This window comes from Flocculibacter collagenilyticus, from assembly GCF_016469335.1.
GTDB classification, from domain to species: domain Bacteria; phylum Pseudomonadota; class Gammaproteobacteria; order Enterobacterales; family Alteromonadaceae; genus Flocculibacter; species Flocculibacter collagenilyticus.
Map to the genome: position 1 here is coordinate 3,350,276 of NZ_CP059888.1, position 14,720 is coordinate 3,364,995.

At 38.4% G+C, this 14,720-nt stretch carries 13 protein-coding genes; 7 read left to right on the forward strand and 6 right to left on the reverse strand.

Annotated features, from left to right (window positions below; all coding sequences use genetic code 11):
- Window positions 1–25 precede the first annotated feature (25 nt).
- The 4 genes from HUU81_RS14875 (at window position 26) to HUU81_RS14890 (ending at window position 2,998) form a co-directional block, all read left to right on the forward strand.
- A complete protein-coding gene (locus HUU81_RS14875) occupies window positions 26–409 on the forward strand; it encodes a CsgE family curli-type amyloid fiber assembly protein (protein WP_199609702.1) in 384 nt (127 codons plus the stop codon).
- 2 nt (window positions 410–411) lie between these two features.
- Window positions 412–873 carry a curli assembly protein CsgF gene (locus tag HUU81_RS14880; protein ID WP_199609703.1) on the forward strand — a complete coding sequence of 154 codons (462 nt, stop codon included), beginning with the start codon at window positions 412–414 and terminating at the stop codon, window positions 871–873.
- A 38-nt stretch (window positions 874–911) separates the two neighbouring features.
- Window positions 912–1,682, forward strand: coding sequence for a CsgG/HfaB family protein (locus tag HUU81_RS14885; protein ID WP_199609704.1), 771 nt, complete (start codon window positions 912–914; stop codon window positions 1,680–1,682).
- 578 nt (window positions 1,683–2,260) lie between these two features.
- Window positions 2,261–2,998 carry a PEP-CTERM/exosortase system-associated acyltransferase gene (locus HUU81_RS14890; protein ID WP_199609705.1) on the forward strand — a complete coding sequence of 246 codons (738 nt, stop codon included), beginning with the start codon at window positions 2,261–2,263 and terminating at the stop codon, window positions 2,996–2,998.
- Window positions 2,999–3,010: 12 nt separating this feature from the next.
- On the opposite strand, the gene glnG is transcribed toward HUU81_RS14890, so the two are convergent.
- From glnG to glnA, 4 genes are all read right to left on the reverse strand, one after another.
- A complete protein-coding gene (gene glnG / locus HUU81_RS14895) occupies window positions 3,011–4,459 on the reverse strand; it encodes a nitrogen regulation protein NR(I) (protein ID WP_199609706.1) in 1,449 nt (482 codons plus the stop codon).
- Window positions 4,456–5,514 carry a nitrogen regulation protein NR(II) gene (glnL, locus tag HUU81_RS14900; protein WP_199609707.1) on the reverse strand — a complete coding sequence of 353 codons (1,059 nt, stop codon included), beginning with the start codon at window positions 5,512–5,514 and terminating at the stop codon, window positions 4,456–4,458. Before glnL ends, glnG begins: the two co-directional genes overlap by 4 nt.
- A gap of 69 nt (window positions 5,515–5,583) precedes the next feature.
- Window positions 5,584–6,105 (reverse strand): DUF4124 domain-containing protein, encoded by a 522-nt coding sequence (locus HUU81_RS14905; RefSeq protein ID WP_233520520.1) that lies wholly within the window; start codon window positions 6,103–6,105, stop codon window positions 5,584–5,586.
- A gap of 193 nt (window positions 6,106–6,298) precedes the next feature.
- Window positions 6,299–7,705 (reverse strand): glutamate--ammonia ligase, encoded by a 1,407-nt coding sequence (gene glnA, locus HUU81_RS14910; protein ID WP_199609708.1) that lies wholly within the window; start codon window positions 7,703–7,705, stop codon window positions 6,299–6,301.
- Between the two features lie 516 nt (window positions 7,706–8,221).
- Here glnA and typA point away from each other — a divergent pair.
- Complete coding sequence (gene typA / locus HUU81_RS14915; protein WP_199609709.1) at window positions 8,222–10,045, forward strand: translational GTPase TypA; 1,824 nt, start codon at window positions 8,222–8,224, stop codon at window positions 10,043–10,045.
- Window positions 10,046–10,171: 126 nt separating this feature from the next.
- Here typA and HUU81_RS14920 read toward each other — a convergent pair whose 3' ends face one another.
- Window positions 10,172–11,032 (reverse strand): class I SAM-dependent methyltransferase, encoded by an 861-nt coding sequence (locus HUU81_RS14920; protein ID WP_199609710.1) that lies wholly within the window; start codon window positions 11,030–11,032, stop codon window positions 10,172–10,174.
- Window positions 11,033–11,096: 64 nt separating this feature from the next.
- Window positions 11,097–11,816 carry a hypothetical protein gene (locus tag HUU81_RS14925; protein ID WP_199609711.1) on the reverse strand — a complete coding sequence of 240 codons (720 nt, stop codon included), beginning with the start codon at window positions 11,814–11,816 and terminating at the stop codon, window positions 11,097–11,099.
- Window positions 11,817–12,090: 274 nt separating this feature from the next.
- On the opposite strand from HUU81_RS14925, the gene HUU81_RS14930 reads away from it, so the two are divergent.
- Window positions 12,091–13,728: a diacylglycerol kinase family protein gene (locus HUU81_RS14930; RefSeq protein ID WP_199609712.1), complete on the forward strand. Its 1,638-nt coding sequence runs from the start codon at window positions 12,091–12,093 to the stop codon at window positions 13,726–13,728.
- Between the two features lie 15 nt (window positions 13,729–13,743).
- Window positions 13,744–14,697, forward strand: a complete 954-nt coding sequence (locus HUU81_RS14935) for a tetratricopeptide repeat protein (protein WP_233520521.1) — start codon at window positions 13,744–13,746, stop codon at window positions 14,695–14,697.
- Window positions 14,698–14,720 lie beyond the last annotated feature (23 nt).

The window sequence follows — 14,720 nt, forward strand, 5'->3', positions numbered from 1 at the left end:
CCCTTTATTTTGTTAAGTTAGTTTCATGCTAAAAAAATTAAGTATTCTTTTTCTACTACTCTCTTCGTTTCAAGCACCAGCTAAGCAAGAAGTTGAAGTTGGTGGACTACTGCTCGACAACACAATTTCTCGCTTTGGTAGAGATTTTTATTACCAGTTTAGTCAATTGTGGTACGACATCCCTAGAACTCAGAGTATTAATGTGGCATTAATAGAGCAGGTAGTTCCACACGCTGGAACACGTTTAGTGATGAAAATGAACAATAAAGTTATTTATGTTACGTATTTTGGACGGAGATACTCCCCGGTCCAAGAAAAAGTAGAACAGGCTACACAAGTATTAATTGATGCAATCGCTCAATCCCAATACAGTGTAAAAAATCCAGATATTGCAGAAAATGGGTGGTAGTCATGCAAAAGCGCTTATTAGTCTCAGTGTTATTTTTATTATCTTTACCTAGCCAGTCATCAGAATTGGTCTACACACCAACTAACCCAAGCTTTGGCGGAAACCCTATAAATGGTAGTTTTTTACTTAGTAAGGCTCAATCACAAAATAAGCATAAAGCGCCTCAATTAGAAAAAACTTACGCAGATCGCTTTCAAGAATCTCTTGAGCGAGCTTACATTAATAAAATGGTCAGAGAAATCACTGATGAAGCCTTCGGTGAAAACCTACCAGAAGATAGTATTTTCGGACAAGATCAAACATTTGTAAGTGGAGGCTATCAAATTACAATTATCACAAGTGATTCCGATAGTATTACAGTCGAACTCACTAATCTTGAGTCATCCGAAACAACGATAATTGTTGTTCCAAGGTTTGAGACAAACGGTAGCGGCATCGGCGCTGGCGGAATAGATTTTCCTTAAATTTTAGTCTTTTATTAATCACTTATTGAGTCCACAAAATGAAGTATGCATTATTTTTTCTTATTAGTATTTTTATTTCAGGGTGCTCTACAGTATCTAAGCTTAGTTCACCTGAATTAACCAATGCGGAAGTTTTGGAAGTTACCGAAACATATAAAGAGCTGGAAGGTTTGCCTCAACCTAAAGGCAGAATCCCCGTTTCCGTTTATTCATTCAGAGATCAAACTGGCCAATATAAACCACAAACCAATGTTAGCTCTTTTTCAACAGCCGTGACTCAAGGGGCAACCTCTATTCTGATGCAAACTTTAAGCGATTCCGACTGGTTTTTGCCAATGGAACGTGAAGGCTTGCAAAATATTTTAACTGAGAGAAAAATCATACGTGCCTCACAAAAAGATGACGATAAACAAGAATTACCCCCTCTAGCGACAGCTAAAATATTGATAGAGGGTGGGATCATTAGCTATGACTCCAATGTGAAAACTGGAGGGTTTGGCGCTGAATACTTTGGCATTAGTGCATCGGAGTTATATCGCGAAGATATTATTTCTATCTATATGCGAGCTGTTGATGTTAGAACAGGCCAAGTACTTATTTCCGTTTCAACCAGTAAAAAAGTATTAAGTAAAGAGTTACGGGCGGGGTTCTTTCGCTATGTTAGCTTTAAACGGTTAGCAGAAGCTGAAGGCGGCTTTTCTGATAATGAACCTATGCATATTTGCGTAAAACAAGCTATTGAAAAAGCAGTCAGTGAGTTAGTGGTGAAAGGGATTGAAAAAAGAGTATGGGCAGCCAAAAACACTTAATGTAAATCAATGTAACAAATAAATAATATCAGCCAATATACTCGCATATTAATGGCTAATACTCTAAGGAAAGCACATTAATAATTAACACCATGAAGGTTTATTTATTGTAAAAATAACTTGACATTAATATTAACTCTTCGCTTTTTGATAAAACCAATAATGAATAAAAAAGCCATCGAAAAAATATTATATTAATGAAAAATATAGCTTTTATAAGTTACCACTATCCGCTAGAATCATTGGCCTTGAATATAAATTAGATTTTCCTAAAGAATTATTCATCTAAGTCGTTAATAAGATTACGCTCTTAGTTAAGTTATGCCTTTATGTAATAAGTATTTCTTTTTACATAAAGTGAACAGTTGTATGTGTAAATGTGTCAATATTTAGATTCATTTTTATTCTAAATATTAAAAAAAAAGAAAATATTTTGTAACTAATACTTTTATGTTTTTCAATTGTGGTCCACAATAGTTAAACAAAGCCGGATTAGTGGCATTATTCAGTTGTACGGTGTTGATAAGGAGTTTGGCGCTGAACTTTATAGCCGGACAAATAAAATAATAGACAATACCATGAATATGACTAATTTGAGTAGCTTCTATGAGAACTACGATCTTGTCTTAGGATTAGATAGCGAAACCAAAAAAGAGAGCTATAAAATCCGTTATCAAGTGTACTGCGAAGAGTGGCACCTTGAACCTTCCTTACGTTATCCAGATCATATGGAAACAGATGAATTTGATGTTAACTCGATTCCTATACTTGTTAAGCATAAAGCGTCTGGTAATTATATCGGCACTATTCGAACGGTACTAGGCAGTGAAAATCTAGGGCTCCCTTTTGAGCGATACTTTCAAGCAAAAAAAATGTACTGTGGTTTATCTGAAAAAGTGGACTCAACAGAGCATGTTGCTGGTGAGTTTTCAAGGCTAGCGGTTCCTAAATATATTGATGGCCTAAACTTGATCAATAATGGTCAACCTCATCCAGATAAAGTAGGTAGATTGTTTTCTAATGCTCTGTATTTCGGTGTATTTTCATATATAGCACACTGTTCAGATATCAGTGTATCCTATGCGCTTATGGAAGAGCGACTACATCGACGCCTAAGACAAGTAGGCATTGAGTTTGAACAAGTGAGTAACTTTATCGACTTTAAGGGGAAGCGTGCTGCTTTTGCCATCAGCAAAGAGAAGATAAAACATGCATTAATGGCGAATGCCCCTGAATTTTATGAGGCAACTGCCGCATCGTTTGATAGTCAAATTATTGCTCATCATCAAATGAATGCACAACAACATACCGCTTAATTTATACCTGAATTAATCGTTTTTACGTAAACGCAAATTTTTAAGATCAATTGTAGCAATGGAGTGCTCCTGCAATTTTCTTGTTAGTGTGTTTCTTCCCCAACCAATTTTTTTTGCAGCTTCTTGTTTGTGACCTCGAGTAAAATGTAAAGCTTGATCAATCAATATTTTCTCAACTTCTTCTTGCGCTTTATCAGCAATACTCTCATGCCCTTGCTCTAAATGAGAATTTACCCAAAGGGCAAATGCATGCTGCCAACCTTGCTCATCTGAATGTGTATCTTGTAGTTTATCTTTGGCCGCTTGTAACTCTTGAGGTAAGTCCTGTAAATGTACTTCTTGGCTACTCGCCATAACAGTTAACCAGCGGCAAGTATTTTCAAGTTGTCGAACATTACCAGGCCAAGTTAATTGAGATAAATAAGCTAATGTATCCGCCTTCATTGATTTTGGTTCAACATTAAGCTCTTTTGCGGCAACTTTTAGAAAGTGCGAGATCAATGCAGGTATATCTTCCCTTCTTTCCGCTAATGAGGGTAAATGAATTCTAATCACATTTAGCCGATGAAATAAATCTTCTCTAAACTTTCCTTCGTGCACTAACAACTCTAGGTTTTGATGGGTTGCCGCAATAATTCTTACATCAACACTTCTCGGTTCGTGACCTCCAACTCTATAGAACTGACCTTCTGCTAAAACACGTAACAGTCGAGTTTGAACATCGAGCGGCATGTCACCAATTTCATCTAGAAAAAGTGTTCCACCATCAGCTTGCTCAAAGCGACCACGTCTTACAGTCGCCGCCCCCGTAAATGCACCTTTTTCATGGCCAAATAACTCACTTTCGATTAAATCTTTTGGAATCGCGGCCATATTAAGTGCTATGAATGTTTTTTGTGCGCGTGGGCTATGTTTATGCAGCGCACTAGCTACTAGTTCCTTACCGGTACCAGATTGCCCGTTGATGAGTACACTTATGGTTGAGCGGCTTAATCTGCCGATGGCCCTGAATACTTCTTGCATCGCGGGCGCCTCTCCGATTATTTCGGAAACCGTGTGTTGCTCGTTATTAGGCTCGGGTTGATTTTGGCATTGTTTGCTATGTTCAAAAGCACGCTCGATGAGGTGAATCGCCTCGTCAATATCAAACGGTTTGGGTAAATATTCAAAAGCACCATGTTTGTAGGCATTAACCGCACTATCTAAATCAGAGTGTGCGGTCATAATGATAATAGGTATATGCGGGTACTGACTATGAACTTTATCAATTAACTCCAACCCACCAATTTTCGGCATTCTAACATCTGATACAATCGCGTCAGGTTTTTCATAAGCTAACCGTTGAAGCATCAACTCTGCTGAGACGAATGATTCACAGTGAATATGTGCCCCTTTCAATGCTTTTTCTAATACCCAACGAATAGAACTGTCGTCATCTACAACCCATACGACCTGCATCATTGTGACTCTCCTATAGGAAGAATGATAATAAACTCTGTTTGACCACTCCAACTCTCGCAGTCTATCCGACCACCGTGCTGATGAATAAGTGTTTGGGCTATCGATAATCCCAAACCGTTACCGTCTTCTTTATTCGAGACCATAGGGAAAAACAAAGTACCTTTTAGCTCATCAGGGATGCCTTCACCATTATCTGAAATGCCAATAGCGAGTACACGCGCATGCTTTTTACCATTAAGAACAACTTGACTCATAATGCGTGAACTAAGTTTGATAATACCATCCTCTTGAATAGCCTGTTGTGCATTTTGAGCAATGTTCAGCACTGCTTGATGAACCAGTTCAGCATCTATCAATACATCAGGTACACTTGGATCATAGTCACGCACAATACTCGCTTGCATTGGCATTGTTACCTGTATTACTTTTCTAACTGATTCAAGTACTTGATGAATATTAACCCATTCACGCTGCAACAACTTATTAGGTCCTAATAGCCTATCGACTAGGTTCTTTAATCGATCAGCTTGCTCAATAATTAATTGGGTATACTCTTTCAACTCTATATCATTAAGGTTGCGCTCTAATAGTTGCGCCGCACCTCTTACGCCACCTAATGGATTTTTAATTTCATGAGCCAAGTTTCGTATTAACTCTCGTGAAGCAGTATGCTGATGATGTAACAAACTCTCTTGTGATATACGTTTTTGCATATCAATTTGCTTGATTTCGAGAACTGCATATTGATTAATCGAGTTACAATTTATGTCAGCCAGTACAGGCCGTGAATCGTGAAATATTAGCTGAGATTCACTCTGAGAAAAGCTACTACCGTCTTCAATGATCTTAGAGATGCGATCTAAATCAAAATCACATTGTTGAAAAAACGCATATAATGGGCGCTCTAATATACGTTTCTCGCTGCACCGAAATAACGCAACGCCTGCATGATTAATTTGCACAATATTTAAGTCAGCCGTTACAGTCACTACTGCAACCGACAGGCTGTTAATAATATCAATATCTACAATTTGTGTTGTGTTTAAATTATTCATCACTGCCGACCATGCACCAAAACAGTGCAATCATTCAACAGAATTTACATGCTGATTAGAATAAGTGCACTAATTTGGGTTGATAATAGAGTTTTTATGTAAATAAAACGTTCTGGTAGGACTTGTTGCAATAACCTTGCCTGATTTATCAAGCAACTCCATGTATATTCGATGTTCTCCGCGGTCTACATCTCGCAAAATATAAATTGAAGAATTCTTAGCTTCGCCATACAGCGTGCCATCTAAATACAGCTTAACTTTTAAGCCTCGCTCAAATACAGGCTCGATTTTTCCTGACACATATACTGAACCAGTATTATCACGAACTGTACCTAACTCTTTAGGTTGCTCGATAGAAATCTTATATTCTTCTTTCGCATTTTTTTCAGTGTTACTAGCGTCGAAAATAGCAGCGCTAACCGACTTAATAATGTTTGGATTAGTATTAAGTTTAATTTCTTCCGCATTAAGCTTTGGCGTATCCGAAAACACTAACACACCATTAGGATCTTGCCATACAAAGATTTTTTTTGGCTCTGCATGCAATGACGTGACAAACCCTATCAACAAAATAAAAAGTATTTTCTTCATGAAAATAAACAAACCTATACTACCTATATTTAAACGTAGGCACTTTACCTTTTTTGCTTAAAAAATACCAGTAGAACCTGCTTACTGGAATCGACTAAAGTCGACTAAAATGCAAAAAGCCCGTTTAAAAACGGGCTTTTTAAAATTGGTTTGACCTGTAGTTTTTAATTACAGTGGGTATACATCAAGTACGTTATGCGCTGTAATACATTTCAAATTCAATTGGGTGCGTAGTCATATTCAATGTTTCAACATCTTGGCGCTTAAGCGCAATATACGCATCAATCATGTCATCCGTCATTACATTACCAGCAGTTAAAAACTCTCTATCCATGTCTAACGCATCAAGCGCTTCTTCTAGTGATGAAGCAACTTGAGGAATTTCCGCCGCTTCTTCAGCAGGCAAGTCATACAAGTCTTTATCCATTGCATCGCCTGGATGGATTTTGTTTTTAATTCCGTCAAGCCCAGCCATAAGCATTGCGGTAAATGCTAAATATGGGTTACCTGCCGCATCAGGGAAACGCACTTCAATACGACGTGCTTTAGCTGATGGTACAACAGGTATACGAATTGATGCAGAGCGGTTACGTGCAGAATACGCTAACATAACAGGTGCTTCAAAGCCTGGTACTAAACGCTTATAAGAGTTTGTTGTCGCATTTGCAAAAGCATTAATCGCTTTAGCATGTTTAATAATGCCACCGATATAGTAAAGTGCCATTTCAGAAAGGCCACCGTATTTATCTCCAGCAAATAAATTTTCGCCATCTTTTGCTAAAGACTGATGCACATGCATACCTGAGCCATTATCACCAACAACAGGCTTAGGCATAAAAGTAGAGGTTTTACCGTATAAATGCGCCATGTTATGCACAACGTATTTATAAATTTGTACTTCATCAGCCTTATTGACTAACGTGTTGAAACGGCAAGCAATTTCATTTTGACCCGATGTTGCTACTTCATGGTGATGAGCCTCAACAACTAAGCCCATTTCTTCCATTACTAAACACGTTGCACTACGCCAATCATGTGCAGAGTCAACTGGTGGAACAGGAAAGTAACCCCCTTTCACGCCTGGGCGATGCGCTAAGTTACCGTCTTCATAATGTTTATCAGAGTTCCATGCAGATTCTGCTGAATCAATTTTATATGAAGAGCCGCTCATATCCGTTTTAAATTTTACATCGTCAAATACAAAGAATTCTGGTTCAGGTCCAACTAAAACCGTATCTGCAATACCTTCAGAGCGCATGTAATCTTCTGCTCGCTTCGCCACAGAACGCGGATCACGCTCATAGCCTTGCATTGTAGTCGGCTCAACAATGTCACAACGAATTATCAGGGTTGTCTCTTCAGAGAATGGGTCCAATACAGCGGTGCTGTCATCAGGCATCAAAATCATGTCAGATTCATTAATACCTTTCCATCCTAGAATTGAAGAGCCATCAAACATTTTGCCATCTTCAAAAAAGTCTTCATCAATTTGGTGATGAGGTATAGTTACGTGCTGCTCTTTACCTTTGGTATCTGTAAAACGTAAGTCAATAAACTTTACTTCATTTTCCTTGATGAACTCTAACACTGAATGAGACATTGATTCCTCCACGGTTATTGATATCTCTAACAATAAATATTGATGTTACGAACAATACTGTACGTAAGTTAGTTGTTTTCTCTATGCGAATACCACGCCAATATATATTTTATTTAATTATCAATAGGTTGACTCCACCCCTTAAAATATCACACACCCACTGCACCAATATAGTGCACCACTAAATATAGTAAGCACCAAAACCGTGCAACAATAAAGTACGTAACATAAAAATTAGTACAGATTTCAAATATTTCCATTCTTAACTCGCCCTTCACTTTCTTGAAAAAACCTGCGTTAACAATCACTTTTACCGCATTAACGAATTAGCGTAAAAAATAAACAAAAATATACTATAACTTCGTTAGCCCTTTGTCGGTTTTACCTGTACAATACGCGCCCTAAATTAACAGTTGATAGGCTGTTAAAGGTTTTCATGGCAAATTAGCAATTGCATTTGCTAACCCAGTTTGAACCACCAAGCACGCCTTAAAATGGTACATGAGTGAGAAATAAATGAGTGATATCAACAATCTACGCAACATAGCAATTATTGCGCACGTCGACCACGGTAAAACAACCTTAGTTGACAAGCTATTACAGCAGTCAGGCACGTTAGAGAGCCGTGGCGAAGCTGAAGAGCGCGTGATGGATTCAAATGACATTGAAAAAGAACGTGGTATCACGATCCTTGCTAAGAATACTGCCATAAAGTGGAACGACTACCGCATTAATATTGTAGACACACCAGGACACGCCGACTTTGGTGGTGAAGTTGAGCGTGTAATGTCAATGGCTGACTCTGTATTATTATTAGTTGATGCACAGGAAGGCCCTATGCCTCAAACGCGCTTTGTAACACAAAAGGCGTTTGCACAAGGTTTAAAACCAATCGTTGTCATTAACAAAATCGACAAGCCTGGCTCACGTCCTGACTGGGTTATGGATCAAGTATTTGATTTGTTCGATAACTTAGGCGCAACTGATGAACAGTTAGACTTCCAAGTTGTTTATGCTTCAGCTTTGAATGGTTGGGCTTCTCACGAAGCAGATCAACCAGCAGAAGATATGACTGCCCTTTTCGAAACTATCGTCGAGCAGGTAGAAGCACCAGACGCTGATGCAGAAGGTCCATTCCAAATGCAGATTTCACAGCTTGATTATAACTCTTATGTAGGTGTAATTGGTGTTGGGCGTATTACGCGTGGTAGTGTAAAAACGAATCAACAAGTAACTGTTGTAGGTGCTGACGGCAAAACACGCAATGGTAAAGTTGGCCAAGTATTAGGTTACTTAGGTTTAGACCGCCATGAAGTAACTACGGCTACTGCTGGTGATATAATTGCAATCACCGGTCTGGGCGAACTGAAAATTTCTGACACTATTTGTGATCAAAACGCTGTTGAAGCGTTACCACCTCTTTCAGTTGATGAACCAACGGTAACCATGACTTTCCAAGTTAACAATTCACCTTTCTGTGGTAAAGAAGGTAAATATGTAACTTCACGTAATATCCTTGAACGCTTGCAAGCAGAGTTAGTACATAACGTTGCATTGCGCGTTGAAGAAACACCTGATCCAGATAAATTCCGCGTATCAGGCCGTGGTGAATTACACCTAGGTATCCTTATTGAAAACATGCGTCGTGAAGGTTATGAATTAGCCGTATCGCGTCCAGAAGTAATTTTACGTGAAGTAGATGGTCAACTTGAAGAGCCTATCGAAAACCTAACAATTGATATTGAAGAAGAACACCAAGGCTCAGTAATGGAGCAGCTTGGTTTACGTAAAGCTGAAATGACCGATATGGCACCAGACGGTAAAGGTCGTATGCGTTTAGACTTTACTATTCCAAGTCGTGGATTAATTGGCTTCCAAACTGACTTCATGACCATGACATCTGGTTCTGGCCTAATGTACCATTCATTTGATCACTATGGTCCACACAAAGGTGGCGAAATTGGTCAACGTAAAAATGGTGTATTAATCGCAAATGCTACTGGTAAAGCATTAACCAATGCACTCTTTAACTTGCAAGAGCGTGGTCGTTTATTTATCGGTCACGGTGTTGAAGTTTATGAAGGTATGATCATTGGTATTCATAGCCGCGATAATGACTTAACTGTAAACGCATTGAAAGGTAAGCAGCTAACCAACGTACGTGCATCTGGTACTGATGAAGCACAAACACTTGTGCCACCAATTCAAATGTCACTTGAACAAGCACTAGAGTTTATTGATAACGATGAGCTTGTTGAAGTTACACCGGAAAGCATTCGTATTCGTAAGAAGTTACTTACTGAAAATGAACGTAAGCGTGCAAGCCGCGAAGCAAAATAAGGTTATATAAATAACCGATGAATACATGGCTGTGTTTTCGCAGCCATGTATTGTTTTAATGCAAAAATGTCACCTATTAAATTTAAATCGTATTACTTTTTAAAGTTTCATCACCGTCCTAGCTACTTAGCAACCTTCCCCTTCTTCACTACCGTCTAAATCACTACACGCAAGTTCCATTCGCCAAAGCTGATCAAATCGTTGTAACCTGCTATGCTTATTCGTATTTAAATGTGCTTGCTTATCTTTCGCCGATTGAAACGGGCCTGCGTTGCATATTATGCAGCTATCACTATTATGTTCGTCAACCATTAACTCTCGTTTTTGCGATGACGTGATTGTTAATTGTAAGCTCGGCTCCAATTGCTGATTGCTTTCTCGCGTCCATACGTAAGTTTTACCACTGGTATCTTTTACATATTTATTTCGATCCACATTACGGACCTGATAACCAATAAATTGACTAGCATCGAATGCCATTAGCCCTACATACTTCATCGCTGTTTTTTGTGCTATCGAACGCTCAATATCCCACTCGTTATAGGGTTTAACATCTTTAGAGGTGATATAACATAACTGAGCCCCATGCCTGTCTAATGCAAAGCGTTCAGCATTAATTAAAAAGGTGCGTAGAAGGCGGCGGTTTAAGGTGTTTACATCCAACTTATTGCACTGCGACTGATAAGCTTGCTTACTGGTAAATCCCGGTAGTAGCGGAAACTGAAAAATAACGAGATCAAATTTAGTATTATCAAGTCTATGCCAACAAGCTTCATTGGTAACATCGAACGCTGTTAATACAGAAACATTTTGCTTATGCAGCGCACTTAAATGCTGATCTTCGCCATACTTTTCGATTAATTGATCAGGGTTATCATATATCGAAGCAACTAACTCTCGACATAATTGTTGTTGCGACAACGCCAATGAAAATGACAAGTCTCCGTCACCTACCGTAAGAACTCGCCAGTTTGGATTTATATACATATAGACAAAAAATAATGAACCGATTTAGGTAAGGATATCATAGTTTTTACCTAGCTTTTGGCATTCATCGAACCACAGAGTATTGCTTAAGCTTGCCGACTCTATTTGCTAACGCAGCGGTTATTTTAGGAAGTAACTTGTGATGCTTTTGGTGAATATAGTGATATAAATACATAGGAGAAGAAGATAAGTTAATGGCACGATATTTAGTTGGAGCTTGATATAATGCAAACCTATCTTGGTAAGTAATGAAGTAATTAAAACGTTTTCGTAACAGCATTTTTTTCAACACTGCATAATCATTTATCAGGTATTTGGTAATTGGATAGTTTTCTGAAAATCGATATGCCGTACTCGCCTTCACCACCCCAATCACATTAGTTTCATCATGCAAGATGTTCTCGCTGCACCACACATGGCTTGCACAAATCAAAAACATGTTTACTTCGCTAAGCACCACTGGCACTCGAATAAATGATAAATTAAGATCTTCAGAGGTATTCAGTAACATTAATGCACCATCATACTCTTTTGCTTTTTTCGTATTTACACTTCGGATCCCAGGTATCTCGACGAGTTGCACCTTTACACCGATATCTTGATAAGCTTCCCTGATTATAGGCGCATAGTTTTTAACTGCATCGGCAAATGGAATGTGTGAAAAGATTAACGTACTTGGCTGTTGCTTAACTTGAGGCTTGAGCGCATTTTCTGTTGCCTGCGATTTAGATGAAAATATTAAGATGATAGCTAGCCAGCAGCAGGCATAGAACTTTAACGACATAACACGACCAAATCCAATAAGAGACAATGAAATATTTTTTTACAAAATACAATCTAATCATATTTTAACCAGTTAAAACGTTGAAAGCAAACCTATTTTAGGAACTAAATATGTATTTATTCATCATTAATGAATATTTTCTCGTTAACCTATTGTACTAACGTTTTTCAGGTAACAGTGCCATAAATTTAACATGTTGATTATTAAATCATTTGTACTAGACTGGATGCAAAGCTGTAACTTCACTTAAATCCAGTTCAATAAAGGCAATTACATGATTATAATAAATTTTTATCTTATTTTCGGATTGCTATGCATTCTTTCACTGGGGTACTTCGACACTTTTTTCTCTCAATTTATTGTCGGTTGGATTGGCGCTTCACTATTACTAGTCTATTCGGCTTATCAATTAAATAGTGCAAGCATCTTTAGAAAGCGTGAAGATGGCACAATTCCAATTTATATTCGCTGGCTATTTTTTCCTTTTTTTATCGGTTGTCAGTTATATAACTCATGGGCAAGAAAAACAGATAAAGTGCCTGCTATTCAACAAATTGATGAACACTTATTTGTTGCCTGTCGCCTATTCCCTTCTGATATTGAAGAGCTAAAATCTCTAGAAATTGGCGGTGTACTGGATGTCACAGCGGAATTTAATTCGCTAGATTGGAGCTTAACGGACGAAGATATTGATTATTTAAATATCCCCGTACTCGATCACTCAACCCCAACAAAAGCCCAACTTTTACAAGGCATTAATTGGATCCATCAACACGTTAGCCATAACCGAAACGTTATCGTGCATTGCGCACTGGGTAGAGGTCGCTCAGTATTAATGGCAGCCGCCTATTTACTCGCCAAAGAAGAAGACAAAACGTTTAATCAAGTTATGCAGCAAATTAAAGAGGTACGTCGCACAGCGGGGCTAAATAAAAAGCAATTGAAGAAGTTTGAAAAATATCGCAACAGTGAAGATTTCAAACTTACAAAAAATGTATGGTTAATTGCCAATCCAGTCTCTGGTGGTGGTAAATGGGATATTCATAAAGAGGAAATTGTTGCAGAGCTTTCTCCATACTTAGACTTAACCATCAAGCTAACAGATTTAGATACCACCGCGACTGAATTAACTCAACAAGCATTACAAGACAGTGCAGAAATAGTCATTGCCTGTGGCGGTGATGGCACCGTTTCTGAAGTAGCTTCACAAGTTGCGAATACTAAAACAAAACTGGCCATCATTCCTATCGGCACGACCAATGCGCTCAGCCATGTTCTTTGGGGTACAAAATCTAAGTTGGCACCTATCGCTAGTGCCTGCCAAAGCATTAAAGAAGGACATCTTCATACGATTGATGTGGGATATTGCAACGATAAAATAGTATTACTATTGGTCGGTATTGGCTTTGAACAAAAAATGATTGAGTTTGCTACTCGTGAACAAAAAGACTTATTAGGCCAATTTGCGTACATCAAAGGGCTATTACAGGCAATTAGTAATAATGAACAGCTAGATTTAACGATACAAATTGACGATCAACCTGAACAGAAAATAGTCACGGGAAGCCTCGTTGTTGCCAATGCATCCCCCTTTACCACACTATTAGCGCAAGGTGCTGGAGAGCCTAACCTAAAAGATGGCTATTTAGATATTACATGGCTTTCGCCAAGTGAAAATGGCGGTCAACACTTTATCGGCTTAGCTGAATTAATGATTGAAGGGCTCACCCAACAGCCTTTAAATAATGTCACCAATCATACCCGAGCATCTAGCATTCGTATTAAAGCGCAAGACAAGTTAGACTATGTAATTGACGGAGAAGAATTTTCAAGCGACGAGGTTGAAATAAGAATTGCTCCTCAAGCTTTAAAAGTTGTAGCCCCTCCAGACAACATTATAACAAACGAATAAATAATAGAGCCCTAAATGTCCAATACCATAGTTAAAAGCATCCATGTTGCATTCTTAATGATGTGCTGTTTTCATATATTTTCCACACAAGCACAAACTGCTGAGCAAGCACCTATAGCAGAAAAAGAGAACAAGCAATACAACTCGCAACACATTGAAACGAATAACGAGCAAACTCCTCCAGCAGTGGCGCAGCCCGACTTTAAAGAGCCGTTATTTAAACCTTTTATTGAGCGTTATATTTTGGATGACTTAAAAAACCTAAGGCAGGAACAACAGCATTTGCGCGCCGAAGTAATAGACCGTGTTGCCGATGCTAAACTTGAAGCTTCTGATCGCGCCATTAGATACACCGCAGATACAACTAACGTGATTTTTTATATCATCACTGCCGCCGCTTCAATATTGGTTATTATGGGTTGGCGTTCACTTAAAGATATGCGTGAAACCATTGAAACCATTACGTCTGAAAAGCTATCCACACTGACAGAAGTATATGAAGCGCGATTAAGTGAAATAGAAAACAAGATGAAATCGCGTTCAGAACAAATTCTCGCAAACCAAGAAAACATCTCCATCACAAACCAAATTCATTCACTTTGGATGCGTGCCGCTCTTGAAAAAAGTGATAAAGAAAAAATTCATATTTATGACCAAATACTTGAATTACGCCCTGATGAAGTTGAAGCAATCGCCTATAAAGCTGATGTATTACTCGATATGGGAGAGAAAAAGTGGGCACTCTCTTTAGCTAACCAAGCAATTGATAAAGACAGTCAATACTCGTTTGCTTTTTGGCAAAGAGCCTGTGCAAATGCCGAGCTTGGCAATATCAACGATGCAATCGACGATATACAAATCGCCATTCAGCTTTCAGAAATATTACGAGAAGAAATACTTATTGAGAAATCGTTTGAGCATTTAAAAGGATCAGAGCGGTTTGAACAACTATTAGTAGATAAAGAATAGAAAGATCTGCATTACTGAGGCTG